This is a genomic window from Sphingomonas sp. NIC1 (assembly GCF_001638925.1).
In the GTDB taxonomy this organism is placed as follows: domain Bacteria; phylum Pseudomonadota; class Alphaproteobacteria; order Sphingomonadales; family Sphingomonadaceae; genus Sphingomonas; species Sphingomonas aquatilis.
The window spans coordinates 2,896,074-2,917,017 of record NZ_CP015521.1 but is presented as its reverse complement, the minus strand read 5'-3'; the positions used below and the strand labels follow the sequence as shown (position 1 = coordinate 2,917,017).

The window sequence follows — 20,944 nt, the reverse complement described above, 5'->3', positions numbered from 1 at the left end:
CGGTGATGCGACGCCTGTTGATCATCGAGGATGACGACGACCTGCGGCACGAACTGGTCGAGTTGGTCGAAGCGCTGGGCGGCCATGCCATCGGCGCGCGATCCGGCCGTGAGGCATTGGCGCAGCTGGACGCAGCGTGTTCGGTAGATGTTATCCTTTGCGATCTAAGACTTAAGGCCGAGAGTGGCCTAGACGTCCTACGCATGTTGCGTCATCGTCGATCCACCAGCACGACGGAGCCGACGATGTACTTGATGACCGGTCATCTCGATCTCACCGCCGCGGCGCTATCCGACATCGCGACGACGACGAGCGGCCTGTTCACCAAGCCTCTGCGGACCGCAACGCTCCGCGCCCTCGTGATGGGCCAAACCGGCAGCACCGGCGACGCCTGATGGGCGTCGGCCTGTCGTTCCCGGCGCTGGCGGCACGGTGGCGCGCTGCGCCTTTCGTGCCGCTCGTGCTGCTCGGCGTGGCGATCGTCCTGTCGAGCCACCGCCTGGTGGCCGCGCCGGGGTTCGAGCTGATCCTCGCGCCCTTCGCCTATCTGCCGGCGTTGCGATGGTATGGCGTTCGCATCGCGATCGCCGTCGCCATCGCGACCACGCTGCCGACCCTGGCGTGGTTCGGCCAGCCGCTGCTGATCGCCGCGGCACTCGGCCATATCGCCGTGGTCGATCGGTTTTGCCGCGGGGATCGCGGCCTGTCGACGGTGACCGTCCTCTATAGCGTCGCCATCGCCAGCGTGGCGGCCGGGCTGCTGCTGCATAATCCCTGGGGCCTCGCAGCGGAGGCCGCGCTGATCGCGTTCCTGCGCACCGTGCTGTTCACCGTCGCAGCCGCCGCGATGACCGATGCCGCCGTACTCTTCGTCGCGCGCGATCCGGCAACGGGCGGGCTGATGCGGCGTCCGCTGGTGTCGCTCACCGGTGCCCTGGATGTGCTCGTGTCGCTGACGGTCGCAGGTGGCGCCATGCTGTTCCTGCTCGGCGCCATGCGATCGGTGCCGGACCAGATGCTGCGTTTTGCCGATCAGGCGCGGACGGCCGCTGCGCTTGCACCGGCGGCGGACCGAGCGACAGGCCAGATCCGCGCATTGCCGATGCCCGGCCATTCCGACGCCCTCCGCATGACTCATACGCCGCAGGCCGATGCGGCGTCCGCCGCGGCACGACTGGGGTGCCGCCGGATCGACGACGGGACCACCGGTCCGATCGAGCGGCAGACGATCGGCTATTGGTTGACCACGTGCGTCGCGCAGCGCGCGCCCGACGGGCATATCGCGATCGTGTCTCCCCGCCCCTTCGTGCGAGCGACGATGGTCGGCGTGTTCATGGGGTTGATCCCGCTGCTGGCGTATCTGCTGCTCGCGGAGCTGGGGCTTGTCGCCTTTCGCCATGCGATCCGCCGGTCGGTCGCGGTATGGGAGGATGCGCTGGCGCATTTCGACCGTCATGCCCCGATCCCGCCCGTCGATGTCCCGTTCAGCGAAACGCACACGCTGTTGGACCGCTTCGTCACCATCAACAACGCCTTGCTGGCGAGCGACCATGAACGCCAGCGCCTGGCCCGCGCGGTGGACGAACTGCGGACCACCATGGGGTTCAAGGTGTTCAGCGACGTGCGCTATGATGCGGCAAGCGGGACCCTGCGGTTCGTGAAGATCGATCCGCAGCATGGCCGGCGCGAGATGAACCTGCCCGTGCATCCGGCCGACCGCCCGACGCTGGCGAACCTCGACGCACGCGACGATGTGATGGCGGAATTTCGCGTCGGCTCCGGCGCGGAGGCCGAATGGCACCTGCTGCTGGCACATGACCACGACCCCATGTTCGAGCGGTGGCGGTTCGGCTGCGTCGTGCGCCTGCGAACCGCCAAGGCGTTTCAGACCGAGATGCGGCATCATGCCCGCCTGATGGAGCTGGGCGGCATGGCATCGGCGCTGAGCCACGAGCTGCGGCAACCGCTGTTCACCATCGCGCTCGCCGCGGAGAACGGACGGCTTTCCCTCACACAGTCGGAGGACGCGTCGGGGCGCGCTGCACAGAAATTCGATCGGATCATCGAACAGGTGGACCGCGCGACCGCCATCGTCGAACGCACGTCGGGCTATGCGCGACTGGAGCGCGGCGGCAGCGAACCGATCAGCATCATCGACGCGATCCAAAATGCCGCACGGTTCATGCGTCCCGTGCTGTCCGAACGCGACATCGCGCTGCGGATCACCGCGCCGGCGTCGCTCCCCATCCTGGAACTGCCGCGCGTCGGGATCGAGCAGATCATCGTCAATGCCCTGCAGAACGCCGCCGATTCGATCGATACCGCCCGTGCCGCGGGCGACGCCGGACCTGCCCGGATCGCTATCGACCTCGCCCAGCGCGACAGGATGGTCGAGGTCGTCATCGACGATACCGGCACCGGACTGGCGGACGCGGTGGCCGGGACGGCGTTCGACGCCTTTTCCACGACCAAGCCGATCGGCAAGGGTACGGGACTGGGGCTGTTCGTCTGCCGCCAGATCATGGACGAGGTGGGCGGCACGATCGCTTTGGCCAACAAGCCAGACGGACGCGGTGCGATGCTGACCCTCAGCTTTCCGATCGATGCGCGGAGGTAGCGCCGCCATGACCGCCCCCGTCCCCGACACGCCCACCGCCCATGCCTATGTCGTGGATGACGACGCGGCGTTGCGCGCCGAGCTCGCGGACACGCTGGTGGCTGCCGGGCTTGAGGTGCGCACCTTTCCCGATGGCCGCGCCTTCCTGCACGAACAGGCGATGTTGCCCGAGGGCTGCGTGGTCCTCGACGTCAATATGCCCGGATTGAGCGGTCGTGAGGTGCAGGACGAGTTGCGGCGCACCGGCAGCCATCATCAGATCGTGATGCTGACCGGCGCGGCGACCGTGCCGCTGGCCGTCGAGGCGCTGCATGCGGGGGCGGCCGACTTCATCGAAAAGCCGATGCGCCCCGCCACGTTGCGCCAGGCCGTGATGCGCGCGCTGGAACGGTTGCGGCAGGACCAGCGCGCACGCGGCCGGACCGCCGCCGCGCAGCGCTGCCTGGAACGCCTGTCCGATCGTGAGCGCGACGTACTGGCTGGGCTCGTGCTAGGGTTGGCGAACAAGATCATCGCCTACCGGCTGGGCCTGTCGACCCGCACGGTCGAAACCTATCGCGCGCATCTAATGGACAAGCTGGAGGTGTCCAGCCTGTCGGACGCGGTGCGCCTGGCGCTCGAGGCGGGGCTGGAGCCCAAGGGCGCGATCGTACGCGCCGACGGGCCGGGCTGAGGCGCCCGTCAGGCCGCGATCGGATAGTCGCGCGTAAAGGCCGCCGCATGCTGCTCGCTCAGCGCCGGGGCGATCAGGAATCCCTGGATGCTGTCGCAGTGCAGCCCGCGCAGCAGCGTTTCCTGCTCGCTCGCCTCCACGCCCTCCGCCACGACGCGCAGCCCCAGCCGATGCGCCAGATCGATCACGCTTTCGACGATGACGCGATCCTTGCCCCCGGCACAGATCGATTCGATGAAGCTGCGGTCGATCTTCACATGGTCGATCGGCAGCTGCCGCAGATGCGTGAGCGAGGCGAAGCCCGTTCCGAAATCGTCGAACGCGATATGCACGCCGCGGTCGTGCAGGCGATCGATCGACGGCCAGACCGTCCGCGCACCGCGATCGAGCAGCATCCCCTCGGTGATCTCGACGCATAGCTGGTCGCCGCGGATGCGCCCCGTATCGATCGCCTGGATGATGCGATCGACGAACTTCGACGAGCGGAAATCCCCCAGCGTCGCGTTGATCGCGATCGACTGGAACGGCACGCCCTGCGCGTTCCACCGGTCGATCTGGCTGAGCACCTCGGTTAGCACGAAGGCACCGATATCGGCCGCGGTCCGTTCGTCGTCGAACACGTTGGCGAAGACGGCGGGCGTCATCACCGACCCGTCCCGCACCTTCCACCGCAACAGCGCCTCGAACGCCATCGGGCGGGCGGCCTGAAGGTCGACGATCGGCTGATATTGCACGAACAATTCGTCCTCCGCCAAGGCGCGCTGGATGGCGGAGCGGATGTCGGCACGCCATTCCGCCTCGCGCCGATAGCGCCCCTCGAACACCCGGGCGCAGCCGCGGCCCGATTGCTTGGCCGCGTACAGCGCCATGTCCGCACATTTCAGCAGGTCGCGGTGGTCGCTGCCGTCCTCCGGAAAGACCGCAGCGCCGATGCTCGCCTGAATGCGCCAGCCGAAGGCATTGGCCTCCGTATGGTCGCCCACCACGCCGACCAGGGTCGCCAGCTTGTCGTTCAATCGGCCGAGGTCGCCGTGGAAGTTCAGGATCAGCGCGAATTCGTCGCCGCCAAGGCGACCGATGACCTCGTCCGCTCCGATCGCCGACTGCAAGGCGCGCGCGACGCAGGTCAACAGGCGATCGCCGGCGTCATGGCCTGCGCTGTCGTTGACGTCCTTAAAGTGATCGAGGTCGAGGATGGCCGTGGCGAAGGGCTCGCACCGGTTGGTCGCGGCGGCCAGCAAGTCCATGAAGTTGCGGCGGTTGGGCAGATCGGTGAGCGGATCGATGTTGGCGAGCCGCCACAGGCGCTGCTCGGCCTCCTTCTGCGGCGTGACGTCGAACCGGATCGCGGTGTAGCCCGACCCGTCGTGATGTGGCACGATCGTCGTATCGACCCAATAGAGCTTCCCGCTCTTGGCGCGATTACAGATGACGTCATGCCAGATTTCGCCACCGGAAATGGTGCGGTACAGATGGCGGAAGAAGTCACGATCGTGGACGCCCGAATGGACGATGCGATGCGTCGACCCGATCAGCTCGGCTTCCGAATAGCCGCTCAGCTCGCAGAATTTGTGGTTGACCGACGTGATCCGGCCGGCACGATCGGTGACGGCGACGATCGCCGCAGCATCGAGTGCCTCGCGCTGAAACGTGGCGAGGTTGGTCAGCTCGGTCAGCCGCCCTTCCTGCGTTCGCGCCCGATGCTCCAACGATGCGATCTCGCGATCGAGCTCCAACGCGACCTTTCCGAGCACGTCGGCCGCGCCGCTGTCCGTCCGATGAATTGGGTTGTAGATCGACATGCTACCATCCCGCTGATGTGACGGCACAGGACTTCGGCCGACGCGGTTACCGAAACCTAAATTTGCGTAGTTTTACGGTAGTTGCGGTGCGTGCGACGCATTCGGCGGGCGGGTCCGCAGTGACCGCGGGAACGCTAATCCACGGCGCGCTCACGCGCGTTTCGCCCGTCCAATCGACAGGCAGGGGCGGATCGTCTTAAGATCGGCGCTTCACCGCGACAGGGGGCCGACCTGCACGTTCTCGATACGCGCCGCGCGCTGCTTCGCACCGCGATGCTGGCACCGATGGGGGTATGGAGCGCGGCGCAGGCACGTGCCGTCGGTACGCCGCCGGTCGACGGCATCGGCCGCGGCATTTCGCTCGACCTTACGCGACATCGGGCAAAGCAGCTGTCCGGCGTCCGTTACGACCTGTCGCTCGATCTGACGGCAAAGGACACGGCGGCGGGCTCGGCCGTCATTCGCTTCGATCGCGTGGGCAACAGCGGCGATCTGGTCCTCGATTTTCGCGGTCCGACGCTCGGCGATCTGATCGTCAACGGCCGTCCGCTGTCCAAGGCCGAGCGGGTCGACGGCCACCTCGTCCTGCCCGCGGCGCTGCTGAAGACGGGCGCCAACGTCGTTTCCGCCCGCTTCGTGACGCCGATCGCGGCGTCGGGGGCGCCGATCATCCGCTATCATGACGACAAGGACGGCCAGACCTATCTCTACACCCTGCTCGTTCCTTCCGACGCCAATCTGCTGTTCCCCTGCTTCGATCAGCCCGATCTGAAAGCGCGGTTCCGCTGGACGCTGACCGCGCCGAGCGGTTGGACGGTGATCGCCAATGGCCCGCTCGATGCCCAACGGCCGGTGACCGGCGGCACGCGCTGGCGCTTCGCCGAAACCGAGCCGATTTCCACCTATCTTGCCGCCTTCGCCGCGGGCCCCTGGACGCACTGGACCTCCGCGCCGGCGGGGGAGCGGCCGATCAGCCTCTACGCGCGCGCCTCGCGCCGCGCCGAGGTCGATGCCGAGGCGCAGATCGCGACCAACCGCGCCGCCGTGCGCTGGCTCAGCGACTGGTTCGGCGTCCCCTTCCCCTTCGCCAAGCTTGACCTGCTGCTCGCGCCCGCCTTTCCGTTCGGCGGCATGGAGCATGTCGGCGCGGTCTTCTACAACGAGGACCGCTTCATCTTCCGCGAGCCGCCCACGCTACCGCAGCGCCTCGGCCGCGACGCCACCATCTATCACGAAATCAGCCACCAATGGTTCGGCGACTTCGTCACCATGCGCTGGTTCGACGATTTGTGGCTGAAGGAAGGGTTCGCCACCTACATGGCCGCGCGCATTCAGGCCGAGTTGCAGCCCGACAGCAACGCCTGGACCACCTTCCTCCTGTCGACCAAGACACCCGCCTATCGCGCCGATGCGACCAGCGGCACGCAGGCGCTCTGGCAGCCGCTCGACAACCTCGATGCCGCCAAGAGCAATTACGGCCCGATCGTCTACAACAAAGCGCCGGCGGTCATCAAACAGCTCGCCTTTCTGGTCGGTGAGGCGGGGTTCCGCCGCGGCCTCCACCGCTTCCTGGCCGACCACGCCTATGGCAACGCCACCTGGCAGGACCTGCTCGGAACGGTCGGCGCGGCGTCGGGCGTCGACCTGACCGCCTTTGGCAGCCAGTACATGCTGCGCGCCGGCCTGCCCCGCATCGACACGCAGATGGAGGCGGACGGCAACACGGTCGGGTCGCTGACGCTCGTCCAGCGGCCGGCGCGGTCGCTGCCCGGCGATCGCGGGGGCGCATGGCCGATGAAGGTACGCGTGCGGCTGGGCTATACAACCCGTGCCGACGTGGTGCTCGACGCGGCATTCGACGGGACGCGCGCGATCGTCTCAGGAGCCGCTGGGCTGCCGATACCGGACTATGTCTGGCCGAACGACGACGATCAGGGCTACGGCCTGTTCCTGCCCGACGACCGCACGGTCGCCTGGATCGTCGGGCACGTCGGGACGGTGAAGGACCCGCTGTTGCGCGCCATGCTGTGGAGCGCGGTGTGGGACACGGTTCGCGACGTCCGCTTCTCGCCGGCGCGATACGTCGCGATGCTGCTCGAACATCTGCCCGGCGAAACCGACGAACAGATTTCGCGGACCATCCTGTCGCGCGGCGCCGCCGCGCTCGACGTCTATCTGCCCGATGACATCTCCGCGCCGCTGCGGCCCCGCTGGGAACAGGCGCTGCTCGCCCGCATCGATGATATCAGGCTCGGCTACGGCCTGCGCAAGGATGCCCTCGATCGCCTGATCGCCACCGCGCGGACGCCGCTGGCGCTCGATCGCCTGCGTGCCTTACTCGCCGGGCGCGCGACGTTGGTCGGCATTCCGATCCGCCAGCCGACGCGCTGGGCGATCGTCCGCCGCCTGATCGCCATCGGCGCGCCCGACGCCGCGACGCTCTACACAGCCGAGCAACAGCTGGACCGATCGAGCGAGGCGGTAAAGGACGCCTTCGTCGCCCATGCCGCGACACCCGACCGCGCGGTCAAGGCAGCCTATTTCACGCGCTATTTCGACGATGCGACCTTGAACGAGGCGTGGGCGAGCGAAAGTCTCGGCGCCTTCAACACGATCGAGCAGGCGCCCCTCACCCTCCCCTTCCTCCGCCCGGCGCTCGACCGGCTGGAGTGGATCCGCCAGAACCGCCGCATCTTCTTTCTGCCCGCGTGGATCGACGCCTTCATCGGCGGACAGCGCGATGCCGCGGCGCTCGATGTCGTCGATCGGTTTCTGGAGGCGCACCTGGCACTCCCTATCGATGTGCGGCGCAAGGTGCTGACCGCGCGCGACGAACTGGCCCTGACCGTGCGGATCAGATCGGCGCGGTTTTAATCGTAGGCCGTACCATGATCGGCAGCAGACGGACCGAATAGGCGGTCCGTATTGACCCCGCGCGCCCACCATCGCCGCAGTCCCGCGACCGGCCTGGAATCGTATTGATCCAGATCATCCCCGTACCCGACCGTCCCGACGGCTCGTTTGCAGTGTCAAAGTACGAGGAGCCACCATGACCGAGACCACGCCAAATGCCCCCTATTCGGGCGGCGAGACCCATCAGATCACCGACGATGCGCATCCGGTACTGACCACCAACCACGGTACGCCGATCGCCGACAACCAGAACCAGCTGAAGGCCGGCGCGCGCGGCCCGGTTCTGCTGGAAGACGAAATCTACCGCGAAAAGATCAACCATTTCGACCACGAGCGCATCCCCGAGCGCATCGTTCACGCGCGCGGGAGCGCGGCGCACGGCTATTTCGAATGCACCGACAGCCTCGCCGACATCACCGTCGCCGACCTGTTTCAGAAGAAGGGCCAGCGGACCGAGGTGTTCACGCGCTTCTCGACCGTCGCGGGCGGTGCGGGGTCGATCGATACGCCGCGCGACGTGCGCGGCTTCGCGGTCAAATTCTACACCCGTCAGGGCAATTGGGACCTCGTCGGCAACAACATCCCCGTCTTCTTCATTCAGGACGCGATCAAGTTCCCCGACCTGATCCACGCCGCCAAGATGGAGGCGGATCGCGGCTATCCGCAGGCGGCGACCGCGCACGACACCTTCTGGGACTTCATCAGCCTGATGCCCGAATCGACCCATATGGTGATGTGGGCGATGTCGGACCGCACGCTGCCGCGCACCTTCGCAAACATGGAGGGGTTCGGCGTCCACACCTTCCGCTTCATCAGCAAGGAGGGGAAGTCGACCTTCGTCAAATTCCACTGGAAGCCGAAGGCGGGCCTCGCCTCGACGATCTGGGACGAGACGGTGAAGATCGCGGGCGCCGACCCCGACTTCCAGCGCCGCGACCTGTTCGAGCGGATCGACCGCGGCAACTTCCCGGAATGGGAGCTGGGCGTGCAGCTGTTCGACGAGGACTTCGCCAACAGCCAGCCCTATGACGTGCTCGACGCGACGAAGATCATTCCCGAGGAGGTGCTGCCGGTCCGCATCGTCGGGCGGATGGTGCTCGACCGCTATCCCGACAATTTCTTCGCCGAAACCGAACAGGCCGCGTTCGTGCCGAGCCATGTCGTCCCCGGCATCGGCTTTTCGAACGACCCGCTGCTGCAGGGGCGCCTGTTCAGCTACACCGACACGCAGCTGTCGCGGCTGGGATCGGTCAATTTCCACCAGCTGCCGATCAACAGTGCGAAGGGCCGCGCCGCCGCGGCGGGCTGCCCGTTCATGAACCAGCAGCGCGACGGGCACATGCAGATGGCGGTGCCCAAGGGCCGCGCCAATTACGAGCCCAACAGCCTGGCACAAGCGGGCGAGGAGGCCGGTGCGCGCGAGGACCCGGATGGCGGCTACAAGACCTTCCCGTCGGACGAGCAGGGGCAGAAGCTCCGCATCCGCCCGGAGAGCTTCGCCGACCATTACAGCCAGGCGCGCCTGTTCTTCCGGTCGATGGACCCGGCCGAACAGGCGCATATCGCCTCTGCCCTGGTGTTCGAGCTGAGCAAGGTCAGCCTGGAGCATATCCGCATCGCGATGATGGCCAATCTGCGCAACGTCGACGAGGATCTGGCGCAACGCGTCGCCGATGGCCTCGCGATGGACCTGCCGCCCGCGTCGAAGACCGCCGCTCCGGTGCTCGACATGGCCCCCTCGCCCGCGCTGCGGATCATCCGTGGTCCGCTCGAAAAGCACACGCTGGAGGGGCGCACCGTCGGCATCCTGATCGCGGACGGCACCGACGCCGACGAACTGAAGGCGGTGCGGGACGCGGTGAAGGCCGCCGGTGGCACGGCGATGACGATCGCGCCCAAGATCGGCAAGGTCCCGCTGTCCGATGGCAGCACGATCGCCGCCGACGCACAGCTGTTCGGCCAGCCGTCGGTAACGGTCGATGCCTGTGCGGTCATCCTGTCGGAAGCGGCTACTGCCAAACTCGTCAAGGAGGGCGCTGCGGTCCAATGGGTGATGGATGCCTTCGGTCATCTGAAGGCGATCGGGCACAACGCCGCGGCCAAGCCCCTGCTCGACAAGGCCGGCGTCGAGCCCGACGAGGGGATCACCGATCTGTCCGGGTTCGCCGAGGCGGCCAAAAAACGCTATTGGGACCGGGAGGCCAGCGTTCGGACTCTAGCCTGAACATCAGCGTGGCTGGCCCCGACGCGCGGCCAGCCACGATCCGCCCGTAGGCAGGCAGAGCGCGCAAACCTGACGCCAGCGTGTCGACGTCCAGAAACCAACATGGATCACAAACATTGTAGGCGACACAACCATTTGGGACTGCCGCGGATGATTCAGGACTATACGCGGCCGAACCGGCATCCCTCCGCATGCTGACCGGATTGATCGATCGCCTGCGTGCCCCGACCGCCGATCCCGCACATGTACGCAAGGACGGCTATCTCCCGCTCGCCGGCTATGGCGCGCTTGGCGACGGGCGGTCGGTGGTGCTGTCCGGGTGCGACGGGTCGATCGACTGGTGGTGCGTGCCGAACCTCGATTCCCCGCCCTTGTTCGACCGCCTGCTCGACGCGGATCGCGGCGGCCGGTTCAGCCTGACGCCGGACGGGCCGTTTACGATCGACCGCCGCTATCGCGAGGACAGCAACGTCCTCGAAACCGTGTTCACGACGGCCACGGGACGCGCCCGCCTGACCGAATCGCTCAACAGCGGCACGGCGGGGCGGCTACCCTGGGCGGAACTGGCCCGGCGGATCGAAGGGCTGGAAGGGGAAGTCCGGTTCGCGCTGACGATGCGTCCGGGACGGCGCGGCGATACGGTCAATCCCTATCATTCGACGATCGGCGAACATACCGTTTTCCACGTCGAGCGTGTGCTCGGCCTGTTCATCCATGATGACGCGGTCGAATGCCGCTGGTCCGACGAAGGCATCACCGGTTCGGTGACGGTCGCGGCAGGCGAGCGACGCACCGTGGCGATCGTCGCGGGCCGCGACGAGCCGCTGGTCGTGCCGCCGATCGCGGAGATCGATGCCCGCATCGACACGTCGGATGCCGAATGGCGCGACTGGGCAGCCGGCGTCACCTATCGCGGCGCCGATCGCCCCGCGTTCCTGCGCAGTGCGCTCGCGCTGAAGCTGCTGCTCTATTCGCCGTCGGGCGCGATTGCCGCTGCCGCGACGACGTCGCTGCCCGAGGGGATCGGGGGTGAGAAGAATTACGACTATCGCTACGCCTGGGTGCGCGACGCCGGCTATACGATCAAGGCGTTCCTGACCGCCGGCGCGCAGGCCGAGGCGAAGGCCGCCTTCACCTGGCTGCTCAACCAGCTGCGCGAGACGGGAACGCGCGTCTGCTACACGCTGGGCGGCGGCGTAGTGCCGAACGTGTCCGAATGGGCGATGCCCGGCTATCGCGACAGCCAGCCCGTCGTCACCGGCAATCTGGCAACCGATCAGGCGCAGCATGGCGTCTATGGCGACATCTTCGAAACCGCCTCCTGCTTCGTCGCCTGCGGCAACATCCTCGACAGCGCCAGCGCCGAATTCTTCTCGCACCTCGCCGATCAATGCGCGGATCGCTGGCGCCTGCCCGATGCGGGCATGTGGGAATTGCAGGAAGAGCGGCATTATACCATGTCGAAGATCAGTTGCTGGCAGGCGCTCGCCCGCGCGGTCGAACTCGCCGATCAGGGCCAGCTGCCCACCACCTGCCGCGAACGCTGGCAGCGCGAACGCGACCGGATCAAGGACTGGATCGAGGCGGAATGCTGGTCGGACGAGCGCCAGGCGTTCGTCATGTACCCGGGTGCCGACGCGATCGATGCTTCGCTGGCGCTCGCGGTCCGCTTCGGCTTCGATGGGAAGGAACGGCTGCGCCTGACACTCGACGCGATCGACCGTGAACTCGGCGCCGGCCCCTTCCACTATCGCTACACCGGCATGCCGCGTGAAGAAGGCTGCTTCCTTGCCTGTTCGTTCTGGATGGTGGAGGCGCGCGCCCTGCTCGGCCAGCGCGATCAGGCGCGGGCGATGCTCGACGAGCTGACCGCCGCATTGTCGCATGGCCACGGCATTCTGGCCGAGATGGTCGACCCCGACACCGGCGCCTTCCTCGGCAACCTGCCCCAGGGCCTCAGCCACCTCGCGCATCTGATGGCGCTGTCCGTCCTCAACGACGAAGCCGCCTGCGACTGAGCAGGCGGCCTCCCGGCCACGCCTAGCCGGCGATCGTGAACACCGATCCGGAGTCGACGCGGATGCCGGCGCCGTTGATGAAGCTGGCGCGCTCCGAACACAGGAAGGCGACGGCCGCGGCGACTTCCTCGGGCTTGCCACGCCGCTTCAGTACCATGCCGGGGCGCTCTTCCTTAAGGAAGCTGGCGATCGCCTCGTCGAACGACACGCCCTTTTCCTCGGCGCGCTTGCGCATCATCTTGTCGGTCATCGGCGTCGCGATAAAGGCGGGCGACACGGTGTTCACCAGCACGTTGTCGCAGCCATAGGCCTTGGACAGCCCCTTCGCGAGGCTGAGGATCCCGGCCTTGGATGCGCAATAGGCGAGTTCGTCGATGTAGGGCTGCACCGCATCTTCCGACGCAAACAGCACGATGCGGCCCCAGCCCTTCGTGCGCATCGCCGGGATGGCCTCACGGCACATGCGCACCGCACCCATCAGGTTGATGTCCAGCGTCTCCAGCCAGCCCGCGTCGTCTACCTCCAGGAAATCCCCGGTCGCGCCGGTGACGCCGGCGGCGTTGACGTAGATGTCAGGGTCGCCCAGTTTTTCGCGCACCTGGCGCCAGATCGCCGTCACCTCGTCCACCTTCGTCACGTCGCCCGTCACCGCGACGATCTCGCCGAGCGGGGACAGCTCGCGCACCGCATCGTCCAGCGTGCCGCCCGGCTTGTCGGTGACCGCGACGCGTACGCCCGCTTCCAGCAGCAGCCGGGCGGTTTCCTTGCCCATCCCCGAATCCGCGCCGCTGATCAGTGCGATCCGTCCCGTGATACCCAGATTCATGGTCTTCTCCTTAACGTCGATTGGCGAGGAAACGGTCGGCCGTCCGCAGCGACAGCGCCATGATCGTCAGCGCCGGATTGGCGGCGAGCGCGCTCGGGAAAACCGAATTGTCGCAGATGAACAGGTTCGCGATATCGAAGCTGCGGCCATCGGGGTCGACCACCGCTCGATCGCCGCTGACGCCCATCCGGCACGTGCCGATCGTATGCGCGGAGCGATCCACCGCCAGAATGTCGCGGGCCCCCGCCGCTTCCCAGATCGCGGTCATCGTCGCGCGCGCATGGGCATCGATCGCACGTTCGTTTTCGCCATAGCTGAAATCGATCCGCGCCTTGCGCAGGCCGTAAGCGTCGGTCTCATCCGACAGCGTCAGACGATTGGTGTCGGACGGCAGGCATTCGCCGTTGATGCCGATGCCGCCCAGCCGATTGTAATCGTCGAGCAGATCGACCAGCGCCTGCCCCCACAGGCCGGCCCCGCGCGCCAGATTGGTCGCCAGCGTGACGGGCAGCACGCCCAGGCTCTGCATCAGATACCCACCAGCGGCATCGAGGTCCGCCGGCCGCATCATATCTTCGCTGATCAGCGAGGAGGGATAGCCGCGGTTCATCCGCATATCCGCGTCGAACCGACCCCACACCTGCGTCGCGACATGCGCCATGAAATTGCGCCCGACCTGCCCGCTGGAATTGGCAAGGCCGAGGTTCAGCAGCAGCCGCGGTGTTTCCACGCCGCCCGCGCACAGGAACACGGCGTCGCAGCGCTGACGCAGGCGCTGGCCACGGCGATCGTAGATCACCGCCGTCACATGTCCGCGGCCGTCGCGCTCCAGATCGATCACCCGGCATTCCGCGCGCACCTCGGCACCATGCGCCATGGCGAGCGGCAGCCAGCTCGTATCCGCGCTGGCCTTGGCGGCGACGCGACAACCCTGGTGGCAGGTGCCGCAATTGATGCACGCTTGCCGGATGCCCCAGTGCGGCTGCGCGCGATCCTGCGACACCAGCGCAGCCGGCGCATCGGTCGCCGCAATGCCCAGCGCCGCACAGCCGCGCGCCATCGCGTCGGCAGACGCATTGCGCAGCACGGGCGGTAATTCATAACGCCGCGCCGGGTCCCAGGGATAAGTCGCCGGACCCGACACGCCGATGCACCGCTCGACCGCCTCGATATAACGGGTCAGCTCGGCATGCGCGATCGGCCAGTCCTCGCCGTGGCCACTGAGCGAGCGCAGCCGAAGGTCCCGCGCATCGGGGCGCGGGCAAAAGGCGCCCCAATGCAGCGTCGATCCGCCGACGCCCATGCCGCTGTTGTTGGCGCCGAATGCGGTGGCGTCGGCACCGCCGCTCAGCCGTTCCTCCATCCAGTAGATGTCGGCCGCCAGCTCGTCGGCGACGTGCTCGTCGGGACGAAAGGCGCGCCCCGCCTCCAGCACGACGACCGAGACGCCCGCCTGTGCCAGCAGGGCCGCCAGCGGTGCGCCGCCGGCTCCGCTGCCGATGACCACGACGTCGACCGGATCGTTGCCGGTCCCGATGGCAGCACTCACGCGCGCGTGCCCGCGAGCTGTTGCCAGGGTTCGATCGTATCCGCGGCGGCGCGGACATAGCCCTGCTTGCGCGCGCCATCGCCGCCGATCGCAAATCCGTCGTAACCGATGCGCGCCATCGTCTGCGGCAGCGCCATCCATTGTCGCGCGATCTCCCCGCGCGCCTCGGCGAACCACAATTGCATCTGACGGGGTGACAGCGTTCCGCCGGTTTCGGCCGCCTCGCCCGCGGCCAAGCTCCGCAAGCAGCGCTCACGCGCAGCAGGGTCGGCATCCGCAAATCCGCCCCCCACCACGTCGAGCGTGTCGAGCGCCGCGGGCCAGCACGTGCCATCCGAAGGCAGCTCCGCGCACCGCCAGCCGTCGCCCTGCCCCGCCGCCAGCATCGCATCGATCCGCAGGGCAAGCTCGCCGGGATCGCCCGCCCCCGGCAAGACGGCCTCGATCAGCGCTACCAGCGTCGCCGCCTGTCGTTCCGACAGCAGCATGATCGGGCCCGGCACGGCGTGACGCGCCGTTAAGACCGCGCGCGTGCGGGAGCTGACGCGATCCGACGCCAGCAGCGCGATCATCGCCGGCGGCAATGCGCGGGCAAAGGCCGCAGACACGTGGTCCGCAATCGCCGTGGCGACAGCCTCAGGCTGCTCATAGGGCAGCAGATGCGCCGCCCCCTCGATCACCCTAATGCGACCGGCGGGATAATGCGGCAGGTTGAGGCGGCGCTGGGCATCCTCCCCCAGATCGCCATCCTCACCGCCCGCCAAGATCAACGCGGGCACCGCGATTTGACCCGCGGCCTCCCGCCAATCCTCGCGGCTGCCGCATTCCAGCCAGCCCGTCCATGCCTCCCGCCCGGAACGGCGGACATCGGCGATGGCCTGTTCGCGGAGTGGTTCGGGCAGCCTCGCCGCGGTGTTGTCGTCAACGAATTGCGCAGCCTCGTCCGCATCGATCACGCCATCGGCAAACCAGTCGAGCATCAGTTTGCGCCGATCCTCCTCCATCGGCTCCGGCGCGGGTGGGGACGCCGCCAGGAGAACCACCGCGGCCAGACCAGCAAAGCGCGCATCGCCATCGCGGGCACGTGCCGCGGCCAATGTGGCGATTTTGCCGCCCATGCTGTGGCAGACCACCGCCCAGGACTGCGGCTGATGCCGGGCCACTTCGCCGCCGAACCAGTCGATCAGCCCCGCGACATCGCACTCGCTGTCCGCACTGCCACCAAAGCCCGGCAGGTTGAGCGGAATACAATCATAGTGTTCGCCGAGGGTGGCGATGACGCCATCCCATTCGCGCGCGCTCGCACCCAGCGCGTGGAGGAAAAACAAACGGGCCACGCGCGTCGACTTTCATATAGATCAGCAACTTATATTGAAGTCCCGCGGCAAGCATTCGGTTCCAGTAACGGTCGAAATGATGCTTGCCGATCACCGGTCGCGGCCGCAGGTCCTTGCCTGCGGCCGCGACGGGACGATTACTCGCCGGTCGGCGAGGCGGCGTTGACGGGATCGGGCACCGATACTGCCCGCAGCGTCTGCTCCTGCGCGTCGGGATCGATCCGGCGCGTGCGGCCGATATGGGGCACCTTCACGGACTCACCGGTGTCCAGCGCCTTCACGATCGCTTCGATGATCAGCAGGTCGGCCAACCCCTCCTCGCCGTCCGGCTCCGGGCTCCGATCGTCGAGGATGCAGTCGGAAAAGTATTTCAGCTCGCCGCCGAACTGGTCCGTTGCCTTGAACGTCTCGTGGCTGTCCTTGTCCCCGATGCGGCGTCGGTGCGCGAGGCCCTGGCCGAAGCCAAAGGCGGGATCCATCTGGACCGATCCCTTCGTGCCCGCGATCGTCAGAGTGTCGACCTGGTTCGCGTAATAGCTGACCGTGAACTGAGCCAGGCGGCTGCCCGGCATGCGCAGCGTCACCGCAAACGTATCGTCCAGATCACCAAAGCCCGATTCCGGGTGACGCGTCGCGACCGCCGAGACGACTTCCAGCGGCTCCGCCTCGAACAGATAGCGGATTGCATTGATCGGATAGGGCGCCATGTCGAACAGCGGCCCCGCCTCGATCCCGTTCTTCGCGCGATGATTGGCCGGATCGACCATCTGCGTGAAGCAGGCGGTGAAGGCGATCAGGTCACCCAATTCACCCGCACGAATGCGGCGAATGGCATCCAGCGTCGCCGGTTCGAAGTGCAGGCGATAGGCGGTCATCAGCTTCGCTTTGCCTGTCACCGCTGCCGCCATGATCTCGCGTGCCTTGGCCGACGATACGTCGAGCGGCTTTTCGCTGAGGACGTGAATACCCGCTTCCAGTGCCGGCACCGCAAATTCGGCATGCCGCCAGTTCGGTGTCGCCAGATAGATCGCATCGATCTCGCCCGATGCCAGCAAGGCCGGAAATTGTTCGTACCCGTACAGATGCTTGACGCCATAACGCTTGCCGAGCTGCGTCAATTTTTCGGGGTCGCCCGACACCAAGGCGGTGATCGTCGAATTGCCGGTATGCGACACGCCCGGCATCAACGCCTCCTGCGCAATGTCGCCCAGGCCAACGATAGCGTAGCGGACCTTGCGGCCACCGAGGCCGAGTGCCGAAGCGATGCTCATGCGAAACTCCTGATCGGGGAAAGTCAGGCGCAACCGCTCCAGCGCGACATATGGTTCCCCCGACCGAACGGCGCGCACCGCGAGATGTCGGTCGCAGTCGCCGCCTCACACTAGGTCTGGACCCCTCCCCTAAAGGTTCTTTTTGCCCATTCGGTGGTTTGGTCGCGCAGTCGAACGCAGGACAGGTCGAGCGCATGAAGACAGGGAAACCCATGTATGCCGTTCTCGGCGCGGTGGCGGCGTTCGTGCTGGCTGCCCTGATCGTGATCGGCTTCCTCGGCGATCGGATGCCGGAACGGCAAGACGGGAAGACCGCGCTCGGCAAACCGCTGTCCGAGCAACAGCAGACGGCGCGACGTCGCGCGACGATTACAGCGGTGGGTGCCGTCACCGCGATGTGAAGGAGCCGCGCTTCACCATCACCTGCCGCAGTGGGCAGCGGCCAGCGCGGCGACGTCCTCCAGTTCAATCCGAGCGCTATAGGACTGCGAAAAACTCAAGCAGCTGAGCGGTTTACCAGCCGCCGCATCGCGTCGACGATTTCGTCGCGGTTGATGGGTTTGGGGTAGAATTCGGTTCTCTCGGGCAGGTGGACGCTGTCTCGCGTGAAATAGGCGGCGGTGAGGATGATTTCGATCGGTGGCCAGCGCTTGCGGATCGCCGCTGCGATCTCGATGCCCTTGCGGCTGCGCGGCATGTCGAGGTCCATATACACCAGGCGAATGTCCAGCCGCTCTTCCAGCAGCCGGATCGCGTCGGCGCTGCTCATCGCCTCGACGGCTTCGAACCCCGCCTTCTCGACCATGCCGATCGCGTCCATCCGCAGGATCGGTTCGTCTTCGACCACAAGGACCGGCCAACGGGTAAGGGGTTCGGACTGTCCCATGTCGTGTGCTGACGCGCTACGCCTCTTGAACCTGATAGAGCGGGGCCGTCGCAGTGACCGTCAGGCCCTGCACCTCGTACCGGAGGTCAACGCCGCCGGAGCCGGTTAGACCCATGCGGATCAACCGCGATCCGAATCCCTTGCGCGTCGGCTGCGTCGCCGGCGGCCCACCCCGCTCCGTCCAGCACAGATCGAGAATCTCCGTGTCGCCATCCCGGCGCACCACCCAGTCCACCGCCACCCGGCCCGCCGGCGCCGTCAGCGCACCATATTTGGCGGCGTTCGTCGCCAGTTCGTGCAGCATCAGCGACAGCGACAGCGTCGCCCTTGGCCCGATGATCACGTCGGGGCCGGACAACAGGAACCGATCCTCGCCAAAGGTCGCCAGCGCACCGATCGCGACGTCGCCCAATTTGGCCGTGGACCATTGGTCGCGCGTCAGCACGTCGTTCGCCGCGGCCAGCGCGGACAGCCGCTTGCCGAAGGCGTTGACGGCCTCCTGATCCTCGACCTTGTCGAGCGTCTGGTGCGCGATCGCCTGCACGACGCTCATCGTGTTCTTGATCCGATGCGCCAATTCCTCGTTGAGCAGCATCTGCTGCTCCGTCGCGGCATCACGGTCCCGCCTGGCAACGACTTCGGACGTGGTTTCGGTGACGACGAGGAAGATACCCGCGACCCGGCCATCCGCATCCCACAGCGGGCTGTGCGAGTGCGTGAAGAAGGCTTCCTTCGACACGCCGTCGCGATCCGGCGTGTAGCGGCCGTTTTCGACGAACACCGTTTCGCCCGCCAGCACGCGATCGAAGATCGGCGTCAGCTGGTCCCACATCTCCGACCACCATGCGCGCGCCGGCTGTCCCAGCATCCCAGGATGCTTGCGGCCAAGGATGCGCGCATAGGCATCGTTGTAGAAGGTGAACAGCTCCGCCCCCCAATGCACCATCATCGGGAAGGCTGAGGACAGCACGATCTGGACGGCGGTCTTCAAGGGGGCCGGCCAGCCGAGCGGATCGCCGAGCGGATGCGCGATCCAGTCGATCGCCCGCAACGTCGCCGCGCAATCGCCCCCCGATGCCGGGAACGGTAAGCGGGGATCGTGGACGGCAGCGATGGTCACGGAACGGGTCTAGCCATCCCGCGGCCCTTTGGCAGCGTCTTTTTTTTGGAAACCCACGCATGACGGGGCCAGCAACATCCGGCGGCACCCACCCGAATATAATCTCTCCGCTTCGGCTCCAATAGCGGCGTATCGGCGCCAAGCATCGACTACATCGCGCCATGGGCGGAAGGCAGGGAGCGGTTGCAGGATAGCAATCGCCCATCCCATCGCGGCTCTCCGCCAAATATACATCCAGTTCAGACTATATTTCATTACATGACGAAGAGGTTTTGCCGTTTGCTTGCAATTGTCGATCAGCCCATAACCGACTTGCGGGTTAATTCGACTGATGTATATTGCCGATACGGGTCTAACGGTGAGACAAATGCCAGCTGCACATTGCGTGTCTTCACTGGAGGGGGTCATCCTTCAGGCCGACCAGGCCTTTCTTGATCTGCTCAAGCGCGAGGAGAGCGATGTCATCGGCGCCTCGTTTCGCGACATTACCGACCCGCGCGATTTGCAGCGCAGCGTCGATATGCTTGCGATGCTGGAGGACGGCGCCGCGCCGCTCCGGTTCCAGAAACGCTATCTGCGCCCGGATGGCACGACGATCGCGGCCAATCTGCTCGTCACGCGCTTCTCCGACCCCGATCGCCTGATCGCCACCTTGTTCTGGCGGGATAACGGGCGGCAATTGCCGCCGGCCCGGCTATGGGCGACCGCCCTCAGCATCCGCCATGTCCATGAGACGCGCGTCAGGCTGTTCGGACCCGATCTGAGCACGGACCCGATCGGATCGATACTGATAGGCGTCTATCTGGCGGAAGCGGAAGGGCGCAGCATCGGCATCAGCCAGATCGCCGCCTATGCCGGCATCGCCCGCTCGACCACGCAGCGCTGGGTCGCGGTGCTGCAGCAACGCGGCATCATCGAACGGGACGGAGACCCGACGATCGACCTGTTATTGACCCAATCGGGGTTGCAGCGGGTCGAAGCGATGCTCGCGACCGTTTACGATGCGCCCGACGCAGCGGTGATGGTGGCCTGAACCATCTGCATCACGTGATCGAGCTGCGCCGCCGCAGCGGTTTGCCCCTCCGCATCCAAAATGGTCATCGCGGCCTCGAGGTGATCGAACGCCTTCTGCATGCTGCATTTGTCCACGGTACACCTCAATCCTAAACACCCGTGGTCGGGTACGTTTTCGCAAGTGTACGGGACATGACCGGGCGACACCACTGTCTTCGTGCGCGACTCGTCGCGTTCGCGCCGACCGTTCCCTCCCTGAAAGCCGGTCGTCGGATCGGTCACGCCCGGCGCGACGTCGCACGGGGATGCAGCGCGTCCAGCGCGTCCGCATTGTCCCGCCCCCAGGCGTAGAGCAGTTCGACGGGCTCCACGAAGCGCCGGCCCAAGTCGGTCAGGCGATATTCGACGGCGGGTGGTATGGCGCTCTGCACGTGCCGGCTCAGCAATCCGCTCGCCTCCAGATCGCGCAGCGTCTGGGTCAGCATCTTCTTCGATATACCCGGCAGGCTTCGGTGCAGCACACCCGTGCGCGCGGCGCCGCCATGACGGGCGGACAGCGTGTGGAGCACCATGCTGGTCCACTTGGTCGCGAACAGCTCCAGCACGCGGCGCGGCGCGCAATCCTCGCGCCATTCCTCATCGGGCGTTCCCGGTTGCATGTGGTTACCTCCTGGTGCCTGGGTACGCGAATGGT

At 66.6% G+C, this 20,944-nt stretch carries 17 protein-coding genes; 8 read left to right on the top strand and 9 right to left on the bottom strand.

All coding sequences use genetic code 11. The annotated features are described in order from the left end of the window. Positions 1-5: 5 nt before the first annotated feature. The 3 genes from A7E77_RS13735 to A7E77_RS13725 are packed head-to-tail and all read left to right on the top strand — an operon-like array spanning position 6 to position 3,290. Positions 6-395 (top strand): response regulator, encoded by a 390-nt coding sequence (locus tag A7E77_RS13735; protein ID WP_063688768.1) that lies wholly within the window; start codon positions 6-8, stop codon positions 393-395. Beyond that, positions 395-2,617 (top strand): ATP-binding protein, encoded by a 2,223-nt coding sequence (locus A7E77_RS13730; RefSeq protein ID WP_063688767.1) that lies wholly within the window; start codon positions 395-397, stop codon positions 2,615-2,617. The genes A7E77_RS13735 and A7E77_RS13730 overlap by 1 nt, the downstream gene beginning before the upstream one ends. Before the next feature lie 7 nt (positions 2,618-2,624). After that, positions 2,625-3,290 (top strand): response regulator transcription factor, encoded by a 666-nt coding sequence (locus A7E77_RS13725; protein WP_063688764.1) that lies wholly within the window; start codon positions 2,625-2,627, stop codon positions 3,288-3,290. 8 nt (positions 3,291-3,298) lie between these two features. Here A7E77_RS13725 and A7E77_RS13720 read toward each other — a convergent pair whose 3' ends face one another. Beyond that, on the bottom strand, positions 3,299-5,092 hold the full coding sequence (locus A7E77_RS13720) for a putative bifunctional diguanylate cyclase/phosphodiesterase (RefSeq protein WP_063688761.1): 1,794 nt from the start codon (positions 5,090-5,092) through the stop codon (positions 3,299-3,301). Between the two features lie 285 nt (positions 5,093-5,377). Here A7E77_RS13720 and A7E77_RS13715 point away from each other — a divergent pair, with 285 nt between their 5' ends. From A7E77_RS13715 to A7E77_RS13705, 3 genes are all read left to right on the top strand, one after another. Then, positions 5,378-7,966, top strand: a complete 2,589-nt coding sequence (locus A7E77_RS13715) for a M1 family metallopeptidase (RefSeq protein ID WP_063689984.1) — start codon at positions 5,378-5,380, stop codon at positions 7,964-7,966. Positions 7,967-8,141: 175 nt separating this feature from the next. Then, positions 8,142-10,229: a catalase gene (locus A7E77_RS13710; RefSeq protein ID WP_063688758.1), complete on the top strand. Its 2,088-nt coding sequence runs from the start codon at positions 8,142-8,144 to the stop codon at positions 10,227-10,229. A 191-nt stretch (positions 10,230-10,420) separates the two neighbouring features. Then, complete coding sequence (locus A7E77_RS13705) at positions 10,421-12,247, top strand: glycoside hydrolase family 15 protein (RefSeq protein ID WP_063688755.1); 1,827 nt, start codon at positions 10,421-10,423, stop codon at positions 12,245-12,247. A gap of 22 nt (positions 12,248-12,269) precedes the next feature. Here A7E77_RS13705 and A7E77_RS13700 read toward each other — a convergent pair whose 3' ends face one another. The 4 genes from A7E77_RS13700 to A7E77_RS13685 form a co-directional block, all read right to left on the bottom strand. Next, complete coding sequence (locus tag A7E77_RS13700) at positions 12,270-13,073, bottom strand: SDR family NAD(P)-dependent oxidoreductase (protein ID WP_063688753.1); 804 nt, start codon at positions 13,071-13,073, stop codon at positions 12,270-12,272. 10 nt (positions 13,074-13,083) lie between these two features. After that, positions 13,084-14,622 carry a GMC oxidoreductase gene (locus A7E77_RS13695; RefSeq protein WP_063688750.1) on the bottom strand — a complete coding sequence of 513 codons (1,539 nt, stop codon included), beginning with the start codon at positions 14,620-14,622 and terminating at the stop codon, positions 13,084-13,086. Next, positions 14,619-15,959, bottom strand: coding sequence for an alpha/beta hydrolase (locus tag A7E77_RS13690; protein WP_192929984.1), 1,341 nt, complete (start codon positions 15,957-15,959; stop codon positions 14,619-14,621). Before A7E77_RS13690 ends, A7E77_RS13695 begins: the two co-directional genes overlap by 4 nt. 137 nt (positions 15,960-16,096) lie before the next feature. Beyond that, positions 16,097-17,230, bottom strand: coding sequence for a Gfo/Idh/MocA family protein (locus A7E77_RS13685; protein ID WP_063688744.1), 1,134 nt, complete (start codon positions 17,228-17,230; stop codon positions 16,097-16,099). Positions 17,231-17,442: 212 nt separating this feature from the next. Here A7E77_RS13685 and A7E77_RS13680 point away from each other — a divergent pair, with 212 nt between their 5' ends. Next, positions 17,443-17,631, top strand: a complete 189-nt coding sequence (locus A7E77_RS13680; protein WP_063688741.1) for a hypothetical protein — start codon at positions 17,443-17,445, stop codon at positions 17,629-17,631. 95 nt (positions 17,632-17,726) lie between these two features. Here the strand turns inward: A7E77_RS13680 and A7E77_RS13675 are convergent, their stop codons facing one another. Continuing rightward, complete coding sequence (locus A7E77_RS13675) at positions 17,727-18,077, bottom strand: response regulator (RefSeq protein ID WP_017978457.1); 351 nt, start codon at positions 18,075-18,077, stop codon at positions 17,727-17,729. Positions 18,078-18,132: 55 nt separating this feature from the next. Beyond that, positions 18,133-19,236: a sensor histidine kinase gene (locus A7E77_RS13670; RefSeq protein WP_063688738.1), complete on the bottom strand. Its 1,104-nt coding sequence runs from the start codon at positions 19,234-19,236 to the stop codon at positions 18,133-18,135. A 367-nt stretch (positions 19,237-19,603) separates the two neighbouring features. Between A7E77_RS13670 and A7E77_RS13665 the strand changes: the two genes are divergently transcribed. After that, entirely contained in the window at positions 19,604-20,269 is a 666-nt protein-coding gene (locus tag A7E77_RS13665; RefSeq protein ID WP_018251022.1) for a helix-turn-helix domain-containing protein, read from the top strand. Here A7E77_RS13665 and A7E77_RS18075 read toward each other — a convergent pair. Next, positions 20,233-20,370, bottom strand: coding sequence for a hypothetical protein (locus tag A7E77_RS18075; protein WP_017978454.1), 138 nt, complete (start codon positions 20,368-20,370; stop codon positions 20,233-20,235). The two genes, A7E77_RS13665 and A7E77_RS18075, sit on opposite strands and share 37 nt — an antisense overlap. A 158-nt stretch (positions 20,371-20,528) precedes the next feature. Next, complete coding sequence (locus A7E77_RS13660; RefSeq protein ID WP_017978453.1) at positions 20,529-20,909, bottom strand: winged helix-turn-helix transcriptional regulator; 381 nt, start codon at positions 20,907-20,909, stop codon at positions 20,529-20,531. Positions 20,910-20,944 lie beyond the last annotated feature (35 nt).